The organism is Thalassospiraceae bacterium LMO-JJ14, assembly GCA_021555105.2.
GTDB lineage: Bacteria > Pseudomonadota > Alphaproteobacteria > Rhodospirillales > Casp-alpha2 > UBA4479.
Genome location: CP134604.1, coordinates 3,042,050 through 3,063,393, shown reverse-complemented (window position 1 = coordinate 3,063,393; position 21,344 = coordinate 3,042,050). Strand labels below are relative to the sequence as shown.

Here is a 21,344-nt window from a genome sequence, read left to right as displayed (position 1 = left end):
TATGCTGAAAGACCTGGAATTGGAACTTCCCGCCGATGAGCCGGTACAAATGCCGGATATCGTGCCGATCTTTTTGGGTCTGTTCCTTCTGGTTCTGGCGTTCTTTATCATGCTGGTGTCGATTTCGACCTTCGAGACGGTCAAATCGACAGCGGTGATGGATAGTTTATCGTCCACTTTTACCACGGTCTTGCCGCCGACCTCCGACGCGACAGAATTTAATGCCAAGGACGGCGACATTATTGCCGGCGAGGCATTCCAGGAACAAATTACGTCGACCTTTTCGACGGCCGTGCAGATTGAAAAGATCGAAGTTGTGCAGCCGGGCCGGCTGATGCGACTGAGGATGCCGACCAGTGCGCTTTTCAAGGCCGATGAGATCTCCGTGCGCGAGGATATGCTGCCGTTGCTGGATCGTGTCGTGGCCTCGCTGTCGAACCGGGCACCGGGCCTGCGCCAGGATATGGAAGTCATTATCGGTACGCCGCTGACAGGGAATTTTTATCTGCCCTTGCAACAGGGTCTTGATATGGCCCGTGTCGGAGAACTGGCGCGCACAATGGTTGGCCGCGGTGCACCGCCAGACAGTGTTTCCGTCGGCATCAAGAGTGGAGATCAGGGCAACGTCTCCATGTGGTTCTGGGTGCGTGGTATAGAGGAAACCGAAACCCGTTTCGAAGAGGCGCTTGAGGAAATGCGCAAACGGACGTTGCCGGCAGATACTGTTGAACAGCCTGCAGGCCAAGCAGCGGGACAGACACCGGGACAGGCTGGGGGCGAGCCATGAGACGCGACGTGCTGCTGACCCTTGATCATGTCGAAGAACCTGAGCATCACAACACTAAGATGTGGATGCTCACATTTACCGATCTGGTGTCCCTGCTTTTGACCTTTTTTGTCCTGTTGTTCGCGATGTCGAACGTCAAGATCGACGAATGGGACAAGATTATCGATTCACTGTCGCAGACCTTGAACCCGGCGATTGAAGAAACCGTCAGCAAACCATCGGCGCAACTGAACATCGGTACGTTGTTTCAGCGCCGTGCCGTCAATCTGGATTATCTGGCTGGGGTGATCGAGGAAAACCTGTCGAACGATCCGTTGTTACGTGACGTTCTGATCGTCAGGCTCGAGGATCGGCTGATGCTCGCATTGCCGGGCGATCTTTTGTTCGAGCCCGGCGCCGCCGTGATCACGGAACGCGCCCAGGGGGCAATGCACACGCTTGGTGCCATGTTCGACAATGTCGGCAATGGCATCGCCGTCACAGGCCACACCGACCCCGCGCCGCCCGGCGGCAGTGCCTATACCTCCAACTGGGAACTCTCAATCGCCCGGGCGGCGGCCGTCGCCAATGCCATCAGGCGAGGTGGATACGAAGAAAAGATCGTCGCACTGGGTTATGCCGCGACGCAGTATAACCGTCTGCCGTCGCTCAGCGATGCCGAGAAACGCAAGCTGGCCCGCAGAGTCGATATCATAATCATGCCGACATCGAGGACGTTCTGATGATGCGCCCGGTGATCCAATCCATTGCCTTTATGTCGGTGCTGCTGGCGTTATCCGGCATGGCCGTGACGCATGCCCAAGCTGAACGTATTCCAGTGCGGACCGAACAATCGGGCAAATCCTCGCTGATCACTTTTGCCTGGCAGGTGCCTGTTGCCTATAAGCACAGCGTTGAAAACGGGCGGTTGAACGTCCGGTTTTCGCGCCCTGTTCAAGGTAACTTTGCGTCCATTGCGGACGGCCTGAAAGGCATCGTCGCCGACCCCCAGGCAGGCGCGGACGGCCGTTCCGTCAGTTTCCGTCTGGAAAAGCCGGTTAAGGTTTTCGCTTTCTATACCGGGACGGCGGTTACGATCGAACTGCTTGAAGACGAGAGTGTCGCTGACAAAGCGCCGCCGCCTGCACCCGTTACAGCGAATGAAACGGGGACTATTGATGTCGCCGTGGCACCGGTCCGCGAGAGCCGTGCGCTGGCCAGTGCCCAACAAACCAATACAGGCGCGGCACCTGCCGATGCCCCGGAAGTCAGGGTCCGAACCGGCGAGCATCCGGATTACACACGAATCGTTTTTGATTTTGCAGATGCAACCCCTTATCAGGCCAGTAGCGATAACGGTGTTGTGACGATCAGTTTTCAGCGTCCTGCCCGGATTGAACTTGGTGCGCTTGCCGATGGCGGCGCGCGTTTGATAGGCGGCGCCCGGACATCGGTTAACGGGAATACGACGACCGTAACCCTGGCCGTGCCGTCGACATCGAATATCCGTGATTTCCTGTCCGGCGCGAAAGTGGTTGTCGATGTCCGTGAACCATCCGGCAGTCTGGATCCTGTCGCCTTGCCTGCAGAAACGGTCGCAGCGGCGGCGCCTGAAGCACCTGCGACCCCATCGCCTGCCGCTACGAACGAAGCAGCGCCGCCGGCCCAGCCCGTTGCTCCGGTTGAAACCGTCGAGACGCCCCCCGCCGCCCCCGAAGTTCCTCCAGCCCCTGCCGGAGGAGAAGGCGCGCCGGTCAGCTTGACGGCTGAGCGGACGCAAGATGCCGCCGAAAGCACCCAGCCGCGCGCACTGACACCGAGCGGTGCGCCGCAGCCTGCGGCACCAACGACGGCGGCTACGGCTGCCAGTGAGCCGATTTCAGAAGAGCTTTCACCCCGTGCCCAGGAACCGGTTGGTGGCACACCGGCAACGGCTGCCCGTGTGACGGCAACTCCGGGACAGGACCAACTGGCATTCCGGTTTGATTTCGACGAGCCGGTAGCGGCGGCGACGTTCCGCCGGGGCGGTGCGATCTGGATCGTATTCGACAAGCCGATGACCGTGGATGCGGCGGCGCTGCAACTCCAGGCCGGCGAAGCGGCTTTTGAAATTCTGCAGATACCCAATGACAGCGCGACGGTACTGCGTATCCGCACGTCGCAACGCTACAATCCCGCGGTGGCCCGCGATGGACTTGCCTGGGTGATCGACTTCGCACCCCGTCCGATGGCCCCTCAGGCGGCGCTTGAAGTAACCGCACAGCCGGACTCACCTGTCGGTGCGCGGGTTTTCGTCGCAGTGCCCGAACCCGGCCGTCCGATTGCGATATCCGATCCGAATATCGGCGATAATTTTGTCGTCGTGCCTGTGATTCCACTGGGACAGGCTGTCGGACGTAAATTCACCTTTCCTCAGTTCAGTATTCAGCCGGCGGCGCAGGGCATCGTGATCAATCCGGTGATCGACGATCTCAGGGTGCGTTCGCTGCGCCAGGGGGCGGAAATCGGCAGCTCCGGCGTTCGTCTTGCAATCACCAATGTTTCTGATGATGCCGCTGCGCATGCGCAACTCGCAGCATCGCGGGCGATGGTTGTCGCACTTCAGGAACTAGAGAAATATTTTGCTACGACCGAGCAGCTCCGCGTTTACCGCCGCCGCTATGAGGCCGAGGTTGCCGATGCGCCGAAGCGGGGCAAGTCCGCCGCCAGGCTTGAACTCGCAAAGTTCTTTTTCGCCAACGCCTTTGCGCCGGAAACGCTGGGCGTGATCCGTGTTGCAATTGACGACATCCCTCTGCTCGAGAACGATCCTTCGGTCCGCATTCTGCGAGGGGGCGCAAATTTCCTGCTCGGTCGATATGAAATGGCGCTTGAGGATTTGAACCATGAGAGCCTCGCCGAAAATGACGAGGGCAGGCTTTGGGCTGCCGCTGCGCATGCCATGATGGGTGATCGTATCGGCTCGGCAAGGGATCTGCGTTTCACCGGCTCCATCGCACGCGATTATCCGCGGGCGTTGAAAATGCCGCTCGGCATTCTGATCGCCGAGGTTGCTGCCGAAACCGGTGATGGACAGGGGGCACGGCTGTTCCTGGATGCGCTTAATCTGGAGAATCCGACTCCGAGTGAGCAGGCGATGCTGAAATATGCCGAGGGTAAGCTCAAGGAACTGGATGGCGATTTTGACGGTGCCATATCGCTTTGGGAAGAAGTATTGGAAAGCGACCACCGTCCCTCGCGCGCCCGTGCCCGGGTCGCACGGACGGAAATGCTTTTGAAGCTGCGCCGGATCGATTTCCGTCAGGCGATCGAAGAATACGAGAAGCTCCGATTTGCGTGGCGCGGCGACAGGATGGAATTCAGCAACCTCCGGCGTCTTGGTTCGCTGTATCTGGATGAAGGTTTTTACCGTGAAGGTCTGTCGACCCTGAAGGAAGCGGCGACCAATTTCCGCGATTTCGCCGAAGCCCCCGAGATCACGAAGCAGATGAGCGAAACCTTCAATACGCTGTTCCTCGGAAATCAGGCTGATGCGATCGATCCTGTAAAAGCGATTGCCATCTATAATGAGTTCAAGGAGCTGACGCCTGCCGGGGCACGCGGCGATGAAATGATTCGCAATCTCGCCGATAAGCTGGTCGAGGTGGATCTTCTCGACAGAGCCGCCGACATACTGAAGGCGCAAGTGCAGTTCCGCCTTGTTGGCGAGCAAAAAGCCCGCGTTGGCGCAAGGCTTGCGCTGATCTATTCGCTTGCCGAAGAATTCCAACTCGGTCTTGAGGTGCTACAGGGTACCAATGAGGCAAGTTTGCCAGGCGAACTGGTCACGCTCCGCCGCCATTTGCGCGCGCAACTCCTGATGGGGCTTGGCAGGTCGGGAGATGCCCTGGCGCTGCTTGAAACGGACCTGAGTGAAGAGGCTGAACTGCTTCGTATGGAGATTTTCTGGAAAAGTGCCGACTGGCGCGAAGTTGCGAAATCGCTCCGGCTCTTGGTCAAGCTATCCGGTGCCAAACCGGACTTACCGGTCAACGAAGTACAGGCGACGCGATTGATAAATTATGCCATTGCCCTGACCAATTCCGGTGGTGAGCGCGCCGTCAGCCAGATCAAGCGTGAATACGGTCCGGCGATGGCAGGGACCAAGTTTGCCGAAGCCTTCGAGTTGGTAACAGCGCCGGCAACGATTGGCACACTTGACCCCGGCCGTGTGACGGCGAAGGTCCAGGAAGTCGAGACATTCCTGACGGCCTACCGTGACAAGCTCAAGAGCGGTGAGCCGCTCTCATCTCTTAACTGAGTTTGAAGTTCTGCCCGGCTAACCGCCGAAGCTCCTGACCAGGGAGCCGACGATGATGTACCAGCCGTCGACCAGCACAAAAAAGATGATCTTGAACGGCAGGGCGATGATCACCGGCGGCAGCATCATCATCCCCATGGCCATCAGGACAGAGGCCACCACCATATCGATAATCAGGAACGGCACGAAAATAAGGAAGCCGATCTCAAAAGCCCTGCGCAGTTCGGAAATCATGAACGCGGGGATCAGAACGCGCATCGGCATCTGCTCGCGTGCCTCTTCGACTTCGGTGCCACTGATATCGACGAACAATTCAAGGTCCTGTTCGCGTACCTGACGCAACATGAAAACGCGAAACGGTTGTACCGAGCGCTCAAAGGCGTCGAATTCATCGATTTGTCCGGCAATCAGGGGCTGGATGCCGTTGTCATAGGCCTGCTCGAAGGTCGGCATCATGATGAATGCCGTGACGAACATGGCGAGGCTGACGATGACCTGGTTAGGCGGCGTTTGCTGCGTCCCCATCGCCGTTCTGAGAAACGAAAGCACGACGACAACGCGGACAAACGACGTAACCATGATCAGGATCGAAGGCGCCAGCGAAAGAACCGTGATCAGGGCGACCAGTTGAACGATGCGGGCAGTTGCCTCGCCGCCACCCTGCCCAAGATCAAGGCTGAAAGTCTGTGCCAGTGCATCACCGGCACCGAATAACAAGGCCAGCGACAGGGCGATACCGGTCGCGGCGTAACTTATAATGAAGGTTTTCAGCTTCATTCCGGTGTTTCCCCGGGTTTGGTATCCCGGTCCTCGGATGCACGCGTCGCGGCATCCAGAGCATCGCGGAACCCAGTCTTCTGATTAACGTCCGCGCGGATGCCGGTTTCGATAACCAGTTCGGATGTCGGGCTGACGACAAGCAGATGCTCGACATCGTCGCGCCGCACCAGAATCAGTTTCCGGCGTACATCGAGAGACGTAATTTCGACCACTTCGATACGGCGGTTTCCCGCATTTTTGGTAGTGCCGGCAGGAAAGCCGAAGCCCAGGCGCCGGACCAGGACGGCGAGCACACCGATCAGCGCGATCACGAAGATCAGCGCCAGAGCAAACCGGAGATACCCGTCCATTCCCATTTAATAAGTTAACCCGCGCCTATAGTTTTGTTTGTGCTTGCAGGGCATCGCTGAGTGCGCCGAGCCGGCCGACCAGATGCTGTATTGCAACGGTAACGGCTTCGGGGTCACTCGGGGGAATTTCGGAAAGCCTGCGGCACAAATCTGCAATCGGTTCTTCAAGGTTGGTCAAATCGACCTGGTTCCCGTCTTTGACAAGATCGTGGCCGCGCTCGACGAGTGTCGTCAGATCCTCGATTTCCTGAAGATAATCGGGGCCGTCACTGCTTTCCGGCGTTTCATTCATGCTGCTGCTCCTCGTCGTTGTCAGTTCTTACCTCGGACCCAGTCCTCGGCTGACGGCGCATCCTTGCTGTCGGCATCTGCATTAGCAAGGTACACGTACCTTAATATTTCAGCGACTGCGGTGAAGGCTTCGACCGGAATTTCGCTATCTATGTCGATCGCCGACAGCAATTCCGCCAAATCGGCATCTTCACGAACCTTTATGCCATGGGCGAATGCCAGGGCGAGAATCTGCTCGGCAACCGTGCCGCGTCCAGCGGCGATGACCTTAGGCGCGTGGCCGTCCTGCTGCTCCTTCAAGGCGACCGATACCGCACGTTCCTTGGGTGGCGGCGGTTTCATATTGGTTTGCGTCAGGTCTTCCGTGCGCCCCAAAAGTGCCTCCCCGTGCATATTTTATAGCCGGAACCATGCTGAAGGCTAACTCTCTGCGATGCGGTTTAACAAACCATAAATCATATCATGTCGGTGACCCAACCTTGGGGATGACCTGTGACCGGCAAGAATCACAGACATCGTTAACAAAGATTCACCACTTGTTAATAAAGACCGGCAGATAATGCCTATCAGGAAATCGTCAGGAAATTTTCCAAGGGAATTCCCCGGGGGAAATACCTGGAAAACGGCGGATATGTTCGCCGGTGGTCAGGATCGTGACGCGGGTAAGGGGACAAGGGTATGGATTTAGATAAAACCTCCCTGTTTGCGGCAGTTAAAAGCAAGTTGAACTGGCTGACCCAGCGTCAGGAAGTGCTAGCGCAGAATATCGCCAACTCGGATACCCCGCGTTTCAGAGCGACCGACCTGAAACCTTTCGAATTTCGGGAAATCCTGCGTCAGGAAAAAATTCAGCTCAATATGGATGTGACCAGCGCCGCGCACCAGCCGGGACGGCGTAAGCGTATCCGCGACTTCGCGGAGCAATCCGTTCGTCATCCGTTTGAAACGTCACCTAGCGGCAACTCCGTCATACTTGAAGAGCAGATGGCAAAGATGAACGAGACCAACGCCAAGCACCGTCTCGTTACGCAGCTTTACAAAAAGCATCTGGCCATGCTCTCGCAAGCGGTCAGGGCAAGATAATTTACGGCCGGTTCAGCGGTCATAAGGGTTACATATGGACGATCTATTCAAGACTTTCTCGATTTCAAGCGCCGGCATGCGGGTCCAGGGGGAGCGCCTGCGGGTCATCTCGCAGAACATCGCCAATGCCGATTCGCTGGCACAGGATCCGAACGGAAAACCTTACCGACGTCAGATCGTGACTTTCAGAAACGAACTCGACAGGGCCATCGGACTTGATACGGTCCGCACCAACAAGGTCCGCCCCGACATGTCCGAGTTCGGCAGAAGGTACGAGCCGAGCCACCCGGCGGCAGACGCCGACGGGTATGTGCTGACACCGAATGTTAACCGGCTTGTTGAAATGACGGATATGCGTGAAGCACAGCGTTCATACGAGGCGAACCTTAACGTTATCAAATCATCACGGTCGATGCTGATGAGCACGATCGACATCCTGCGCTAGGAAAACGCGCGCAGGCCAAGAAAACCGGGCGCCGAGAAGGCGGCTCAAAATATAGGCACCGGCCGAGAAGCTGCCAGGTGAACCTGGAACGGGAACGAAAAAATGTCTAATCCAGCTATCGGTTTTGCGAATGCAATCAAGGCGTACTCCGACGTCGCCAGTGGTGATGCGTTCGGCGGTCGTGGTCCGAAAGCGGCACCGGCCTCGGGGGGGGATGAGTTCGCTTCCCTGGTCCGCAGTGCCATCGATGAAGCCATCAAGATCGGCGAAAAAAGCGAGCAATTGTCGATACAGGGTGTCAATGACCGCGCTGACCTCAGCCAGGTCGTGACTGCAGTTGCGGAAGCCGAAGTCACGTTGCAGACTGTGGTATCGGTTCGCGACAAGGTGATCGATGCATACAAAGAAATATTGCGTATGCCGATCTGACGCATTCGCTAACTGATCTCAGGGGTGTGCGTGCGGACCTTGGCATGCGCACACGGCCAGCCGGCAGGGATCACACATGAACGAAACCGCAGTCATGGAAATCGGGCGAGAGGCGCTGATGGTCGTCCTCTATACCGCCGGCCCGATTATGATGGCGGGGCTTTTGATAGGTCTTGTCATCGCATTGTTTCAGGCGTTGACCACTATTCAGGAAATGACGCTGACGTTCGTGCCGAAGATCATCGTGATCTTTCTGGCGATTATGGTGTTTTTGCCGTTCATGATGACCGAAGTCGTGGAATTCGCGAGAACGCTGTTCGACCGGATGATCTCGTTGGGTGTTAGCTAGGGGCGGGCCATGCTGGAACAGTTCCTTGAGGTCAATATCTGGATGCTGACCGTAGTGATGGCGCGGATCGGCACAATGCTGGCACTCGTGCCGGGTTTCGGCGCCGGATATGTGCTGCCGCGTTACCGCCTTGGAATCGCGTTGGCGATTACATTTCTGCTGCTGCCTTCGCTTCAGGCCTATATCCCCCCTATGCCCGAGAGTGTTCTTGCACTGTTTTTGATCCTCACCGGCGAGGTAATCATCGGCGCGTTCATGGCCAGCATCGGTTTCTTCGTTATTTCCGCGTTGCAGGCAGCGGGGACTTTCATCTCGTATTTCGCTTCGATGGCCAACGCGATGATCCAGGACCCGATCTCGAACCAGCAAAGCTCGATTATTTCCGGGTTTCTCAGCACTTCGGCACTGGTCGCGGTGTTTGCATCGGACCTTCATCATGTGGTTCTGCGGGCAATGGTTGACAGCTTTTCATTATTCAAACCGGGTATGCCGATTGAATTCGGCGATATGTCGGAAACGCTGACGCTGACGCTGGTCAAGGCGTTTACACTGGGGTTGAAGCTTTCTTCCCCGATGCTGTTGGTGGCGTTGGTGTATTATCTGGCGCTGGGGATCCTTGGCCGACTGATGCCGGCACTGCAGGTATTTTTCTTCGGTTTGCCGATACAGGTCAGCCTGCAGATTTGGGTGTTGATGGTTTGTTTTTCGGGCATGATGATCGTGTTTCTGCGGGCCTACAGTGAGGCCTATATGCCGTTTCTGGCACCGTGAACGGCATGAATGCGTCATAGGAAAAGAACGACATGGCTGAAGAAGACGACGCACAAAAAACTGAAGACCCGACAGACAAAAAGCTGACGCAGGCGCGCTCAAAAGGTCAGGTTGCGTCCTCAATGGAAGTTAAAAGCTGGCTCGTTTTGCTGGCCGGTACGGCGGGTATCATCTTCATGGCGCCTTTCATAAGCAGACGAATCCGCGAGATCAGCCTGCCATACCTGGAAAACGTCCACGCCATCCCCGCGGACTTTGAAGGAATGCGGTCGTATCTGGCCGGATCGTTCCTTGAAGTGGGCCTCGCGTTGTCGCCGTTTCTCCTGCTTGTCGTGATCTTTGCCTTTGCCGGCAATGTCTTGCAGTTCGGGTTGTTGTTTGCGCCCGAAAAAATCAAACCCGATTATTCGAAAATCTCGCCACTCAAAGGATTTAAACGGCTGTTTTCGTCACGTGCGCTCGTCGATTTTCTCAAGGGTATTTTGAAACTGGTCATCGTTGCTTTCGTGTCGATCGGTATGACCGTACCGTTACTCGGCGACATGACCCTGTTCCCGGCATTTTCGATGGCCGCGATTCTGGACCGGATCCAGAATGTCGCGATCCTCATTTCCGCCGGTACGATTGCCGTGATGACGGCAATCGCCGTGCTCGATTTTGCCTATCAGAAGTACCAGTTCACACAGTCGATGAAGATGTCGAAGCAGGAAATCAAGGACGAGCACAAACAGTCCGAAGGCGATCCGCAGGTCAAGGGGCGCATACGCGCCTTGCGCCAGCAGCGGGCACGTGAGCGTATGATGGCGAATGTTCCCGACGCCGATGTGGTTATCACAAACCCGACTCACTACGCCGTCGCGCTGCAATACGAGATTGATGAGATGTCAGCACCGAGATTGGTGGCCAAAGGGGTGGATTCGCTGGCGCTTCGCATCCGGGAAGTAGCGGAGGAGCATGACATCCCCATCGTTGAAAACCCGCCACTGGCGCGGGCACTGCATGCCAGCGTCGAACTGGACGAGGAAATTCCGCCTGAACACTTTGTCGCCGTAGCCGAAGTTATCGGTTACGTTATGCGTCTTAAGGGGAAAACAGTACATTAATGGCGGGAAACGTTGACGGCTAAGGACGGCGGTTCAAGTACAGATTTTACCGGCTCGACGGGTGCCGGCGGCACGCCGCCTGGCATGCTGTTCGTTGTGCTTGCCGCGGCCGCGGCGGCCTGCGCGGCCTATCTCTGGTTCGAGGAACCGGCTTACCGCGAATTGGCAAGCCCGGCGCTGGCTGCAGCTGCCGGATTGTTTGCGCTGGTTGCGGCTTGGTGCTTCGGGCGCCGAAGTGCGCTGAGTGAACGTGCCGACCCGCGCGCCTGGGGCTTCGAACAATCCTCGGCGGCAATCCTGATGACGGATGATGAAGGACGGGTCACGAACATGAACCGTTCCGCCGCCCAGGTATTCAAGGATTTGAATATCGGGCTCGGCGCCGGGCGGGTCTTGGATGCCCTCGGGCTTTCCGCCAACCCTGAGCAGGATGCGGGCTTTGCCAGACTGTCAGGCAAGGTCCTGCGCTGGCGGACACGAAAGCTCGCACCGATGCCGGGACGTGTCTGGCAATTGGATGACGTTACGGAAATCATCAAGGGACATGCCGAACTGCAACGCGAAGTTACAGTGTTGCAGGATATTTTCGACCTGATGCCGCTCGGTTTCCTGTCGGCCGACGGTGAGGGTCTGATTGATCGATGCAACGTGACCCTGGCCGGATGGCTGGGCGAGACCCCGGCGGCGTTGATTGGCCGCTCGCTCGGCGAATTCCTTACCGATGCGCAGGATTCCGGTGAACTTGGCGGGGTCAGCATGGGAGTCGTCACACTTGAACCCGCCGGTGAGGGGGAGCCGTTTATCGCAACGTTGATGCAGACCGCGAAATTGAGCAAGGACGGCACCCGGCCGCTCTATACGCGCTCGTTGCTGGTACGTGACGTGGCGCTTGATCTTTCGGCGGCCGAAAGCACAACCGATGATGTGGAGTCCGAGAGCCGTCAGGCAGGAAGCGTCGAGACCTCCGCCGACGAGACCGGGATGCTGACCGAACGCCTGCGCTGGCTTTATCACGATGCACCGGTCGGGATCGCGTTTGTCGATATGGATGGCACCCTGAGCGGCTGCAATGCGGCGTTCCGCCGATTGCTCGGTTTTGCCGGCGATGAAAGCATCGAGCGGCCGTTTGCCGATCTGATCGCCCGCGAAGACCGCGACGATGTACAGGGCGCCCTGTCCAAGGTCGTCATGGGCGTCGGTCAGGGGGCGCATATGGAGGTTCGTCTGGACCGTGCCGACGGCAAGGATCTCTCGGTCAGCCTGTCCGTCGCCCGGGTCAGCGATGCCGCAGGTGAAACCGTCGGCCTTGTTCTGCATTTCATCGACACCACGGAACACCGTAATCTTGAAGTGCAATTTACCCAGTCGCAGAAAATGCAGGCCGTGGGTCAGCTTGCGGGTGGCGTTGCGCATGACTTCAATAACCTGCTGACGGCGATGATCGGGTTTTCGGACCTGCTGCTGACCCGGCACGGCCCCGACGATCCGGACTTCGCCGACATCATGCAAATCAAGCAGAACGCCAATCGCGCGACCAATCTGGTGCGGCAATTGCTGGCGTTCTCGAGGAAACAGAAACTCGAACCCGAAGTCATGGATGTGACCGAGCAATTGGGCGATCTGTCGAACCTGTTGGGACGGCTGATCGGCGAGCGCGTCGATCTCAACATGAATCACGGGCGCAATCTTGGCCCGGTGCTGTTCGACAAGGGACAGTTCGATCAGGTGATCATCAATCTGTGCGTGAATGCCCGCGATGCCATGCCGGGCGGCGGCGCCATCACGATTTCGACCAAGGCGGAAAACCTGGATCAGCCGACCCCCAAGGGCCACGAAATATTGCCCGCTGGCGATTATGTGACGATTACCGTCTCAGACAGCGGCACCGGTATCGCCAAGGAAAACCTGGAACGCATCTTCGAGCCGTTCTTTTCGACCAAGGATGTGGGGGCTGGAACCGGGCTTGGTCTTTCCACCGTCTACGGGATCGTGCACCAGGCAGAGGGGTTCATCTTCGTCGACAGCGCCATCGGCAAAGGCACCGCTTTCACGATTTATCTGCCGGTCCACAAGAAGGCCGGGGAAGCGAAGGCCAAACCGGTGCAGACAACGAAAACCGAGTTGGAAGGGGATCTGACCGGGCAAGGCGTTATCCTGCTGGTCGAGGATGAGGACGCGGTTCGCCTCTTCGGCGCGCGCGCCCTCAGGAACAAGGGCTACGAAGTGCTGGAAGCGACCGACGGCGAAACCGCACTCGACGTGATTGCCACCACCGACAAGAAGATCGACCTGATTATCTCGGATGTCGTGATGCCGGGCATGGACGGACACACGCTTGTCAATCTGGCGCGCCAGGAACTGGATGGCGTCAAGACGATCCTGATGTCGGGATACTCCGAGGACGTGTTCCGCAACGGCCCCGACATGGATCCGGATATCGCTTTCCTGGGCAAGCCGTTCACGCTCAAAGGTCTGGCTGCCAAGGTCAAGGACGTGCTCGAGGGGTAAGGTTCGCGCGCTCCCCCGTTTTCCTGAAGTTGCTTCAGGCTCCATAGAATACCGTCAGACCGTTTTTGTGCAGATACAGACCCTGAGCCAAGCGGGGCGGATATTTTTTTTCGGATGATACAAAAAACCCCCGCCGGCCCTTTCATAGACAGTTACTGAAAAAATGATGATGCACTTTAAATGTGACCGTTTCTGTCACGTATGTGTTCTAGCGTCTGTGTGTGAGCGGCGTGCCCGACTCTCCGCCCGGATGGGTCGGCGGCGCTGGAAAAGAACATTGCGAATCCGTTATGAATTGCCTGTATTTTATGTGAACAAGTCTGGAACAAAATTATAATAAATTAATTAAATCAATTAGTTAAAAATATTATGGACAAAGAGAACAAAAATGGTACAAATGAGTCAATTGATTCGCCCCTGTGTGTATGCAAAGAACGGAGATGAAACATGAGCAGCCCTGCCTTACGAGTTGTCGACAAGGAAAACGACGTGGATAAAAACAAAGCGCTCGACGCCGCACTCGGCCAGATCGAGCGGGCCTTCGGCAAGGGCTCGATCATGCGCCTCGGTCAACGCGAGGTGATGAATGTCGCCAGCATCTCGACAGGCTCCATCGGCCTCGATATCGCGCTTGGCATCGGCGGTGTGCCGAAGGGCCGCATCATCGAAGTCTACGGCCCGGAAAGCTCGGGCAAGACCACGCTGGCACTGCATATCGTCTCCGAGGCACAGAAGACCGGCGGCACATGCGCCTTCATCGACGCCGAACACGCCCTCGACCCGGCCTATGCCAAGAAGCTTGGCGTCAATGTCGAGGAACTGCTGATCTCGCAGCCCGATGCAGGTGAGCAGGCGCTTGAAATCGCCGACACGCTGGTGCGCTCCGGTGCCATCGACGTGCTTGTCGTCGACAGTGTCGCGGCCCTGGTGCCGCGCGCCGAACTGGAAGGCGAGATGGGCGATACCCATGTCGGTTTGCAGGCGCGCCTGATGAGCCAGGCATTGCGCAAGCTGACCGCCTCGGTCGCCCGTTCCAACACGCTGATCATCTTCATCAACCAGATCCGCATGAAGATCGGCGTCATGTTCGGCAGCCCGGAAACCACGACCGGCGGCAACGCGCTCAAGTTCTACGCATCGGTGCGCCTGGATATCCGCCGCATCGGCGCCATCAAGGACCGCGACGAAGTGGTCGGTAACCAGACCCGCGTCAAAGTGGTCAAGAACAAGGTCGCGCCGCCCTTCAAGCAGGTCGAATTCGATATCATGTACGGCGAAGGGATTTCCAAGATGGGCGAACTGCTCGATCTCGGCGTCACTGCCGGTATTGTCGAAAAATCCGGTGCCTGGTTCTCGTTCGAAAGTGAGCGGCTCGGACAGGGACGTGAAAACTCGAAAACGTTCCTGCGCGAAAACTCGGAAGTTGCTCAGAAGATCGAAACAATGATCCGCCAGAATGCCGGCCTGATCGCCGAAGAAATGATGACCGGACCGGAGAATCCCGACGAAGCCAAGGCCGCCGAAGAAGGCGGTGAGGAAGCGGCACTCGATTAAACCGGGACCGTTCCGGTTTCCCCCTCATCTTGATCTTCTCCCAGGGGAGAAGGGGCTCACGCAAAACCATCCTCTCCTTCGGGAGAGGGTGGGGCGGAGCGCCCGGTGAGGGTTTTTGAATATGCGACGATCCCTCGACACAGCCCCGTCAAGCCGCTAAAACCTTGCGTCCGCCCGGGAAATTACCATTTCTTGGGTAACAATTTCGACGTTCGGAACTGGGTTGAGCCGCATGCAGACAGTAAATGACATTCGCCGCGCTTTCTTGGACTACTTCGCCGCCAATGGTCACGAGATCGTGTCGTCGTCGCCGCTTGTGCCGCGCAACGACCCGACCTTGATGTTCACCAATGCCGGCATGGTGCAGTTCAAGAACGTTTTTACCGGCAACGAAACCCGGCCCTATTCGCGCGCTGTGACGTCGCAGAAATGCGTGCGCGCCGGCGGCAAGCACAACGATCTTGAAAACGTCGGCCACACGGCGCGCCACCATACGTTCTTCGAGATGCTCGGCAATTTCTCATTCGGCGACTATTTCAAGGACCAGGCCATTGAGTTGGCGTGGAACCTCGTTACCCGGGAATTCGGTCTGGCCAAGGATAAGCTCTTGGTGACGGTGCATTCGTCCGACGAGGATGCGGCGGAACTGTGGAAGAAGATCGCCGGTATACCCGACAGCAAGGTGATCCGCATTCCGACCTCGGATAACTTCTGGGCCATGGGCGACACCGGTCCGTGCGGCCCGTGTTCGGAAATCTTTTTTGACCACGGCGACCATATTCCGGGCGGCCCGCCGGGCTCTGCGGATGAAGACGGTGATCGTTTCATTGAAATCTGGAACCTGGTGTTCATGCAGTTCGAGCAGGTGACCCTGGACGAGCGCGTCGAGCTGCCGAAGCCATCGATCGATACCGGCATGGGCTTGGAACGTATTTCCGCCGTCATGCAGGGCACGCACGACAACTACGAGACCGATCTGTTCAAGACGTTGATCCGGGCCTCCGCCGAAGCATCGAAAACCGATCCCACGAGTGTATCCCACAGGGTCATCGCCGATCATCTGCGCGCCAGTACGTTTTTGATCACCGACGGTGTTTTGCCGTCGAACGAAGGGCGTGGCTACGTGCTGCGCCGGATCATGCGCCGCGCCATGCGCCATGCGCACATGCTGGGCTGTACCGACCCGCTGTTGTTCCGGCTTGTGCCGACACTGGTTCGCGAAATGGGCGATGCCTTCCCGGACCTCAAACGTTCCGAACCGTTGGTCATGGAAACTCTGAAACTCGAGGAAACCCGGTTCAAGCAATTGCTGGACCGTGGTCTCAAGCTGCTCGACGAAGCAACCGACGGCATGGCCGATGGCGCTACGCTCAACGGTGAAACCGCGTTCAAGCTCTATGATACCTATGGCTTCCCCCTCGATCTGACGCAGGATGCCCTGAAGGCTCGCGACATCAAGGTCGACGAGGAAGGCTTCTCAGCCGCCATGCAGCGCCAGAAGGAAGAAGCCCGTAAGGCCTGGGCCGGATCCGGCGACGCCGCGACCGATGCCGTGTGGTTCGGCGTCCGCGATACCGTCGGCGCAACCGATTTTCTGGGCTACGATACGGAAAGTGCCGAAGGCCGCATTTCGGCCCTTGTCGTTGATGGCAAGACGGTCGAAAGCGCCGCGGCCGGTACGGAAGTTGCCGTGGTTCTCAACCAGACGCCGTTCTATGGCGAAAGCGGCGGCCAGATGGGCGACAGCGGCACGATCACAACCGAAGATGCCGTCATCACCGTTCATGATACGCAAAAGCGGGTCGATGACGTACATGTTCACATAGGCCGCGTTGAAAGCGGTGCAGTGAAAGTCGGTGACGAGGCACGTCTCGTCGTCGATCACGATCGCCGCTCGCGTCTGCGCGCGAATCACTCGGCGACGCACTTGCTGCACGAAGCGCTGCGCCGGCATCTTGGCGATCATGTGACGCAGAAAGGCTCGCTGGTGGCACCGGATCGCTTGCGCTTTGATGTTTCGCATCCGAAAGCCGTCAACTATGACGAGTTGGCCGACGTTGAAGCCGATGTGAATGCGCTGATTGCCATCAATTCAGATGTGACGACACGCCTGATGGATCCGGAATCCGCTGTTGAAGCGGGGGCCATGGCGCTGTTCGGCGAGAAATACGGCGATGAGGTGCGTGTTGTGTCGATGGGGGCGGATCCGGACAGGGATTTCTTCTCGACCGAATTGTGCGGCGGGACGCACGTCAAGCGCACCGGCGATATCGGTGTTTTCAAGATTCTGTCGGAAGCCGCTGTTGGCTCCGGCGTTCGCCGTATCGAAGCGCTGACGGGTGCCGGGGCGCGTGCTTACTTTGCGGAAACCGAAAAGGCTTTGCAGGAAGCTGCGAAGGAACTCAAGTCGCAGCCCGCCGATGTACCGGCACGGGTCAAGGCGTTGCTGGAAGATCGCCGCAGAATGGAACGCGAGCTGGCTGAAGCGCGCAAGAAGCTCGCCATGGGCGGCGGTGCTTCATCCGGGGATGCCAGCAGCGATGTTGAGGAAATCAATGGCGTCAAGTTCTCGGGCCGCATCCTCGACGGCGTGCCGGCGAAGGAACTCAAAGGCCTTGTCGATGAGATCAAGAAACAGATCGGTTCGGGTATCGTTGCGGTGATTTCCAATATCGACGGCAAGGCCTCGCTAGTGGTCGGTGTGAGCGATGATCTGACGGCCAGTCACAGCGCCGTCGATCTGGTGCAGGCCGGGTCCGCAGCCGTCGGTGGTAAAGGCGGCGGCGGGCGAGCCGATATGGCACAGGCCGGCGGTCCGGATGCATCGAAGGCAGCCGATGCCATGGCGGCAATCAAAGCGGCTGTATAGCCTTTAATCCAACAAGGATTATTCCGTAAAATAGCGTCCCGGTGTCTTGCCGAGCGCACGGCGGAACATGGCGATAAACGCACTTTGCGATGCGTAACCGAGATCAAATGCAACGTCGGTGACACTGTCGCCGCGCGCCAGCCGCGCCAGCGCCGCCAGAAGTTTTACCTGCTGGCGCCACTGTCCGAACGTCATTCCGGTTTCACGGCTGAAGATGCGCGCCAAGGTCCGCTCGCTGGCGCCAAGCTCTTGCGACCAGTCCTGCAGGGTGCGCATGTCCGACGGGTCATCCATGAGCGTATCGGTTATTTTGCGCGCGCGTTTGTCGGTGGTCATGGGCAGGTGCAGGGGCGCGACCGGCAATCCTTCGACACGGTCGAGAAGCACACCGATCAGCCGGGCTTCGGCGCTATCCGGCCCCGGGTCATCGCTGAGGCGCATGGCTTCCAAGATCAGTTCCCTGAGCAATGGCGAGACCGTCACAACGCAGCAGACCTCGGGCAGCCCTTCGTGCGCATCCTTGCGGATATAGAGCGAGCGCAGTGACAAGGCCGTTCCTTGCGCCTGTACGTGATGGGAAATGCCGGGGGGGATCCACACTGCGCGCTGGGGCGGTACGACCCAGACACCGTTATCCGTGGTGACCCGCATGACACCCCGCACAGCATACAAAAGTTGTGCGCGTTCGTGCGTGTGCCAGTCAATAATGTGATCTGCCGGGCATTCGCGGGCACGGGCAACGACGGCGCCCGGACCCTGGTCGAGGCCGCTGAGGTGCGGCAGGATACGATCACTGGCCGATGCCGGTGCGGAGCGCTCACTTGTCTGTTTCTCAATATTTAATGTCATAATAGCCCATATTAGCCGTAATTCTTCGCTGGTAAAGTCCCCCTTTATCGCCACATTTACATGACACAGACGAGGAAGTTTCCAATGGCGCCGGGCGGTTTATTCAAGGATGGCTGGAAAAGCCGTGAGGTTTTCCTGGTGCTGACGGCCATCGCCATGCCGATTTCTTTTTCCACCTGGCAGGCGCTGTTCAATAACTTCGCGCATGATGTGGCGGGTCTTGAAGGCGATGGTGTCGGGTTTATTCAGTCGTTTCGCGAGGTGCCCGGCTTTCTGAGCTTCACCGTGATCATGCTGTTGGTGTTTTTCCGTGAGCAACGGTTTGCGCTGGCGTCCCTCGTGCTGCTTGGGATCGGCACCATGATCACCGGGTTTTACCCGTCGTTCTGGGGATTGATGATGACGACCTTCGTCATGTCGGTCGGCTTTCATTATTTCGAAAGTCTGCATCAGTCCCTGACGCTGCAATGGATCGACAAGAAAACGGCGCCGGAAGTCATGGGCAAGATCGTCAGTGCGCGATCCATCGCGGCACTGGTGTCCTTCGGGCTGATTTATCTGATGCTCGACACCGCCGGGATGGACCTTAAATGGGTCTATCTGATCGGTGGCGGTGTATCGGTTGCCATCGGATTGTATTGCTGGCTCGGGTTTCCCGAGTTCAAGGCGGCGGTCGAACAATCGAAGCAGATTGTGATCCGCAAACGTTACTGGTTGTGGTACGCGCTGGTCTTCATGTCAGGTGCGCGCCGGCAGATTTTCGTCGTCTTCGCGGGTTTTCTGATGGTGCAGAAGTTCGGCTTCACGGCCGGACAGATGAGTCTGATGTTCCTCGCCAATATGGCGATGACGATTTATCTGGCGCCGAAAATCGGCCGCCTGATCGGGCGGCTCGGCGAACGCCGCATGCTGATCGTCGAATACTCCGGGCTGGTACTTGTGTTTACCGGTTACGCCTTTGCCACAGAGGCATGGATGGGGATTGCACTGTACATCACCGACCATGTGTTTTTTGCCATGGCGATCGCCATCAAGACCTATTTCCAGAAGATCGCCGATCCTGCCGATATCGCGGCATCGACCGGCGTTTCCTTCACCATCTCGCATATCGTCGCCATCGTTATTCCGGCGGGTTTCGGGATACTCTGGCTTACCTCGCCCACGTATGTTTTCCTAGCGGGAACGGCGATGGCGGTTATCTCGCTCGTATTGGCCCTGATGGTGCCCAGGCATCCTGAACCGGGCAACGAGTCGCTGATCTTCCGCATTGTCGCCAAACCGCAACCGGCGGAATGACGCCACTGCAATAATGGAAGACTTATGACGAAGCGATTTGAAGGCACCAAAACCTACGTAGCCACAGATGATCTGAAAATAGCAGTCAACGCCGCGGTTGGTCTGCAACGACCGTTGCTGGTCAAGGGCGAGCCCGGGACCGGCAAGACCGTGCTGGCCGAGGAAATCGCCGCCGCGCTCGGTGCGCCCCTGATCCCGTGGCACATCAAATCGACGACCAAGGCGCAGCAGGGGCTGTATGAGTACGATGCGGTGGCCAGACTGCGCGACAGCCAGCTCGGCGATGAGCGGGTCCACGATATTTCCAACTACATCGTGCAGGGCAAGCTGTGGGAGGCTTTCGAGAGTCCCGAACGCCCGGTTCTGCTGATCGACGAGATCGACAAGGCGGATATCGAATTTCCCAACGATCTGTTGCTCGAACTCGATCGCATGGAGTTTCATGTCTACGAGACCAAGCAGACGGTCCGGGCCGCCAACCGGCCCATCGTCGTCATCACGTCGAATAATGAAAAAGACCTGCCCGACGCCTTCCTGCGCCGCTGTTTCTTCCACTACATCAAGTTTCCCGACGAAGACACGATGCGTGCCATCATCGATGTGCACTTCCCGGATGTGCAGAATCGGCTGGTGAAACAGGCGATGGAAGTGTTTTACGAACTGCGCGATGTGCCGGGGCTGAAGAAACGCCCCTCGACATCGGAACTACTCGACTGGATCAAGCTTCTGATGATCGAAGATATTCCGCCGGAAGCGCTTCGCTCGGGCGATCAGAAAGACCTGATCCCACCGTTGCACGGCGCGCTGCTGAAAAACGAGCAGGATGTGCATATGCTGGAGCGCCTGGCGTTCCTCAACCGCCGCGAGGGGCGCTAGCTATTTTGCCGAATCTTTCTCCAGTTTTCTTCTAGAATATCTTGAACCTTTACCAAAAGTGCGTTTCGTGCTGAGTACATATCTCCGCCGTTCACGAGTAAGCTTGAAACCTCATCTGACATAGATATTTTAATTGGTGATGGATGGTTGTTTATGACTTCGACAATCTTCCCATAATATAGAAGTGCTGAATTATTTAGGTCCTCGTGGTTTTTTTTTGAGGGGTCCAGTAGCAATTTTAGGTACGCGAATTGTAGATGTATTTCTGAGATGCATTGGTCCACTATGTCGCGTTTGTCGTTTTTTGAGGAATTAAGCAATAGTGAGTTGCAAGAAAGGATTTTTGCGACGGTATCTCTGAGATCTTTAGCCCAAGTCTTTCGTGCATCAGCGATTACGTTTGCCCTTAATTCGGATTGTTTTAATTCCCGTGTTTGTTTGATCTGAAGTCTTGAAATGTATCCAGTGACAAGGACAGCCACCAACGCGACAATACCAGAGAACCAAGTAGCGAGCGGCTCTGGTTGGGTGGCGATCTTTTCCACTTCGTTTAGGACATGACCAATATCCATTCTAATCAAAGTTAGTTGATGTTCCATTGCAAGTTCCTCCATAGGTTTATTGTGATGATATCATTATTGATGTTCACGGAAGTAGAATCTTCAGTTGTACGCGTAGTGTTGGCCGTCGTGACGAAAGCCTCGATTCATGGTTTCATAGGGCCA

At 57.2% G+C, this 21,344-nt stretch carries 20 protein-coding genes; 14 read left to right on the top strand and 6 right to left on the bottom strand.

The genetic code is table 11. The annotated features are described in order from the left end of the window. Position 1 precedes the first annotated feature (1 nt). The 3 genes from L2D14_14500 to L2D14_14490 are packed head-to-tail and all read left to right on the top strand — an operon-like array spanning position 2 to position 5,066. Positions 2-787, top strand: coding sequence for a flagellar motor protein MotB (locus tag L2D14_14500; GenBank protein WNJ99070.1), 786 nt, complete (start codon positions 2-4; stop codon positions 785-787). Then, positions 784-1,509, top strand: a complete 726-nt coding sequence (locus L2D14_14495; protein ID WNJ99069.1) for a flagellar motor protein MotB — start codon at positions 784-786, stop codon at positions 1,507-1,509. Before L2D14_14500 ends, L2D14_14495 begins: the two co-directional genes overlap by 4 nt. After that, complete coding sequence (locus L2D14_14490) at positions 1,509-5,066, top strand: hypothetical protein (GenBank protein ID WNJ99068.1); 3,558 nt, start codon at positions 1,509-1,511, stop codon at positions 5,064-5,066. The genes L2D14_14495 and L2D14_14490 overlap by 1 nt, the downstream gene beginning before the upstream one ends. Positions 5,067-5,084: 18 nt before the next feature. Here the strand turns inward: L2D14_14490 and fliP are convergent, their stop codons facing one another. The 4 genes from fliP to L2D14_14470 are packed head-to-tail and all read right to left on the bottom strand — an operon-like array spanning position 5,085 to position 6,829. Beyond that, positions 5,085-5,843, bottom strand: a complete 759-nt coding sequence (gene fliP / locus L2D14_14485) for a flagellar type III secretion system pore protein FliP (GenBank protein WNJ99067.1) — start codon at positions 5,841-5,843, stop codon at positions 5,085-5,087. Continuing rightward, positions 5,840-6,196, bottom strand: a complete 357-nt coding sequence (locus tag L2D14_14480) for a flagellar biosynthetic protein FliO (protein ID WNJ99066.1) — start codon at positions 6,194-6,196, stop codon at positions 5,840-5,842. Before L2D14_14480 ends, fliP begins: the two co-directional genes overlap by 4 nt. A 25-nt stretch (positions 6,197-6,221) precedes the next feature. After that, positions 6,222-6,488: a hypothetical protein gene (locus tag L2D14_14475; protein ID WNJ99065.1), complete on the bottom strand. Its 267-nt coding sequence runs from the start codon at positions 6,486-6,488 to the stop codon at positions 6,222-6,224. Positions 6,489-6,508: 20 nt separating this feature from the next. Then, on the bottom strand, positions 6,509-6,829 hold the full coding sequence (locus L2D14_14470) for an EscU/YscU/HrcU family type III secretion system export apparatus switch protein (protein ID WNK01690.1): 321 nt from the start codon (positions 6,827-6,829) through the stop codon (positions 6,509-6,511). 336 nt (positions 6,830-7,165) lie between these two features. Here L2D14_14470 and L2D14_14465 point away from each other — a divergent pair, with 336 nt between their 5' ends. The 9 genes from L2D14_14465 (at position 7,166) to alaS (ending at position 17,598) form a co-directional block, all read left to right on the top strand. Further along, a complete protein-coding gene (locus tag L2D14_14465) occupies positions 7,166-7,570 on the top strand; it encodes a flagellar basal body protein (GenBank protein ID WNJ99064.1) in 405 nt (134 codons plus the stop codon). Positions 7,571-7,604: 34 nt separating this feature from the next. Next, complete coding sequence (flgC, locus tag L2D14_14460; protein ID WNJ99063.1) at positions 7,605-8,015, top strand: flagellar basal body rod protein FlgC; 411 nt, start codon at positions 7,605-7,607, stop codon at positions 8,013-8,015. 102 nt (positions 8,016-8,117) lie between these two features. Continuing rightward, positions 8,118-8,444: a flagellar hook-basal body complex protein FliE gene (locus L2D14_14455; protein WNJ99062.1), complete on the top strand. Its 327-nt coding sequence runs from the start codon at positions 8,118-8,120 to the stop codon at positions 8,442-8,444. Between the two features lie 76 nt (positions 8,445-8,520). Further along, positions 8,521-8,793, top strand: coding sequence for a flagellar biosynthesis protein FliQ (gene fliQ / locus L2D14_14450; GenBank protein WNJ99061.1), 273 nt, complete (start codon positions 8,521-8,523; stop codon positions 8,791-8,793). A 9-nt stretch (positions 8,794-8,802) separates the two neighbouring features. Then, positions 8,803-9,564: a flagellar biosynthetic protein FliR gene (locus tag L2D14_14445; protein WNJ99060.1), complete on the top strand. Its 762-nt coding sequence runs from the start codon at positions 8,803-8,805 to the stop codon at positions 9,562-9,564. Positions 9,565-9,596: 32 nt separating this feature from the next. Continuing rightward, entirely contained in the window at positions 9,597-10,667 is a 1,071-nt protein-coding gene (flhB, locus tag L2D14_14440) for a flagellar biosynthesis protein FlhB (GenBank protein WNJ99059.1), read from the top strand. 12 nt (positions 10,668-10,679) lie between these two features. Then, positions 10,680-13,175 (top strand): PAS domain S-box protein, encoded by a 2,496-nt coding sequence (locus L2D14_14435; protein ID WNJ99058.1) that lies wholly within the window; start codon positions 10,680-10,682, stop codon positions 13,173-13,175. 447 nt (positions 13,176-13,622) lie between these two features. Then, on the top strand, positions 13,623-14,729 hold the full coding sequence (gene recA, locus L2D14_14430; GenBank protein ID WNJ99057.1) for a recombinase RecA: 1,107 nt from the start codon (positions 13,623-13,625) through the stop codon (positions 14,727-14,729). A 232-nt stretch (positions 14,730-14,961) separates the two neighbouring features. Continuing rightward, a complete protein-coding gene (alaS, locus tag L2D14_14425; protein WNJ99056.1) occupies positions 14,962-17,598 on the top strand; it encodes an alanine--tRNA ligase in 2,637 nt (878 codons plus the stop codon). Positions 17,599-17,616: 18 nt separating this feature from the next. On the opposite strand, the gene L2D14_14420 is transcribed toward alaS, so the two are convergent. Then, positions 17,617-18,447, bottom strand: a complete 831-nt coding sequence (locus L2D14_14420) for a helix-turn-helix transcriptional regulator (GenBank protein ID WNJ99055.1) — start codon at positions 18,445-18,447, stop codon at positions 17,617-17,619. An 84-nt stretch (positions 18,448-18,531) separates the two neighbouring features. On the opposite strand from L2D14_14420, the gene L2D14_14415 reads away from it, so the two are divergent. Together L2D14_14415 and L2D14_14410 are read left to right on the top strand one after the other, a co-directional pair. Then, the gene (locus tag L2D14_14415; GenBank protein ID WNJ99054.1) at positions 18,532-19,743 is read left to right on the top strand and encodes an MFS transporter; all 1,212 of its coding nucleotides are present in this window, start codon (positions 18,532-18,534) and stop codon (positions 19,741-19,743) included. Positions 19,744-19,767: 24 nt separating this feature from the next. After that, entirely contained in the window at positions 19,768-20,619 is an 852-nt protein-coding gene (locus L2D14_14410; protein WNJ99053.1) for a MoxR family ATPase, read from the top strand. Here the strand turns inward: L2D14_14410 and L2D14_14405 are convergent. Next, positions 20,616-21,218, bottom strand: coding sequence for a hypothetical protein (locus L2D14_14405; GenBank protein WNJ99052.1), 603 nt, complete (start codon positions 21,216-21,218; stop codon positions 20,616-20,618). The two genes, L2D14_14410 and L2D14_14405, sit on opposite strands and share 4 nt — an antisense overlap. Positions 21,219-21,344 lie beyond the last annotated feature (126 nt).

What these genes read in the sequence shown, in the direction of transcription:
- L2D14_14465 (WNJ99064.1), top strand. Translation starts at nt 7,166, where the DNA reads ATGGATTTAGATAAAACCTCCCTGTTTGCGGCAGTTAAAAGCAAGTTG.
- L2D14_14455 (WNJ99062.1), top strand. Translation starts at nt 8,118, where the DNA reads ATGTCTAATCCAGCTATCGGTTTTGCGAATGCAATCAAGGCGTACTCC.
- L2D14_14420 (WNJ99055.1), bottom strand. Translation starts at nt 18,447, where the DNA reads ATGACATTAAATATTGAGAAACAGACAAGTGAGCGCTCCGCACCGGCA.
- recA (WNJ99057.1), top strand. Translation starts at nt 13,623, where the DNA reads ATGAGCAGCCCTGCCTTACGAGTTGTCGACAAGGAAAACGACGTGGAT.
- fliQ (WNJ99061.1), top strand. Translation starts at nt 8,521, where the DNA reads ATGAACGAAACCGCAGTCATGGAAATCGGGCGAGAGGCGCTGATGGTC.
- L2D14_14500 (WNJ99070.1), top strand. Translation starts at nt 2, where the DNA reads ATGCTGAAAGACCTGGAATTGGAACTTCCCGCCGATGAGCCGGTACAA.
- flgC (WNJ99063.1), top strand. Translation starts at nt 7,605, where the DNA reads ATGGACGATCTATTCAAGACTTTCTCGATTTCAAGCGCCGGCATGCGG.
- L2D14_14405 (WNJ99052.1), bottom strand. Translation starts at nt 21,218, where the DNA reads ATGGAACATCAACTAACTTTGATTAGAATGGATATTGGTCATGTCCTA.
- L2D14_14490 (WNJ99068.1), top strand. Translation starts at nt 1,509, where the DNA reads ATGATGCGCCCGGTGATCCAATCCATTGCCTTTATGTCGGTGCTGCTG.
- L2D14_14415 (WNJ99054.1), top strand. Translation starts at nt 18,532, where the DNA reads ATGGCGCCGGGCGGTTTATTCAAGGATGGCTGGAAAAGCCGTGAGGTT.
- L2D14_14475 (WNJ99065.1), bottom strand. Translation starts at nt 6,488, where the DNA reads ATGAATGAAACGCCGGAAAGCAGTGACGGCCCCGATTATCTTCAGGAA.
- L2D14_14470 (WNK01690.1), bottom strand. Translation starts at nt 6,829, where the DNA reads ATGAAACCGCCGCCACCCAAGGAACGTGCGGTATCGGTCGCCTTGAAG.
- fliP (WNJ99067.1), bottom strand. Translation starts at nt 5,843, where the DNA reads ATGAAGCTGAAAACCTTCATTATAAGTTACGCCGCGACCGGTATCGCC.
- L2D14_14445 (WNJ99060.1), top strand. Translation starts at nt 8,803, where the DNA reads ATGCTGGAACAGTTCCTTGAGGTCAATATCTGGATGCTGACCGTAGTG.
- L2D14_14410 (WNJ99053.1), top strand. Translation starts at nt 19,768, where the DNA reads ATGACGAAGCGATTTGAAGGCACCAAAACCTACGTAGCCACAGATGAT.
- L2D14_14495 (WNJ99069.1), top strand. Translation starts at nt 784, where the DNA reads ATGAGACGCGACGTGCTGCTGACCCTTGATCATGTCGAAGAACCTGAG.
- L2D14_14480 (WNJ99066.1), bottom strand. Translation starts at nt 6,196, where the DNA reads ATGGACGGGTATCTCCGGTTTGCTCTGGCGCTGATCTTCGTGATCGCG.
- flhB (WNJ99059.1), top strand. Translation starts at nt 9,597, where the DNA reads ATGGCTGAAGAAGACGACGCACAAAAAACTGAAGACCCGACAGACAAA.
- alaS (WNJ99056.1), top strand. Translation starts at nt 14,962, where the DNA reads ATGCAGACAGTAAATGACATTCGCCGCGCTTTCTTGGACTACTTCGCC.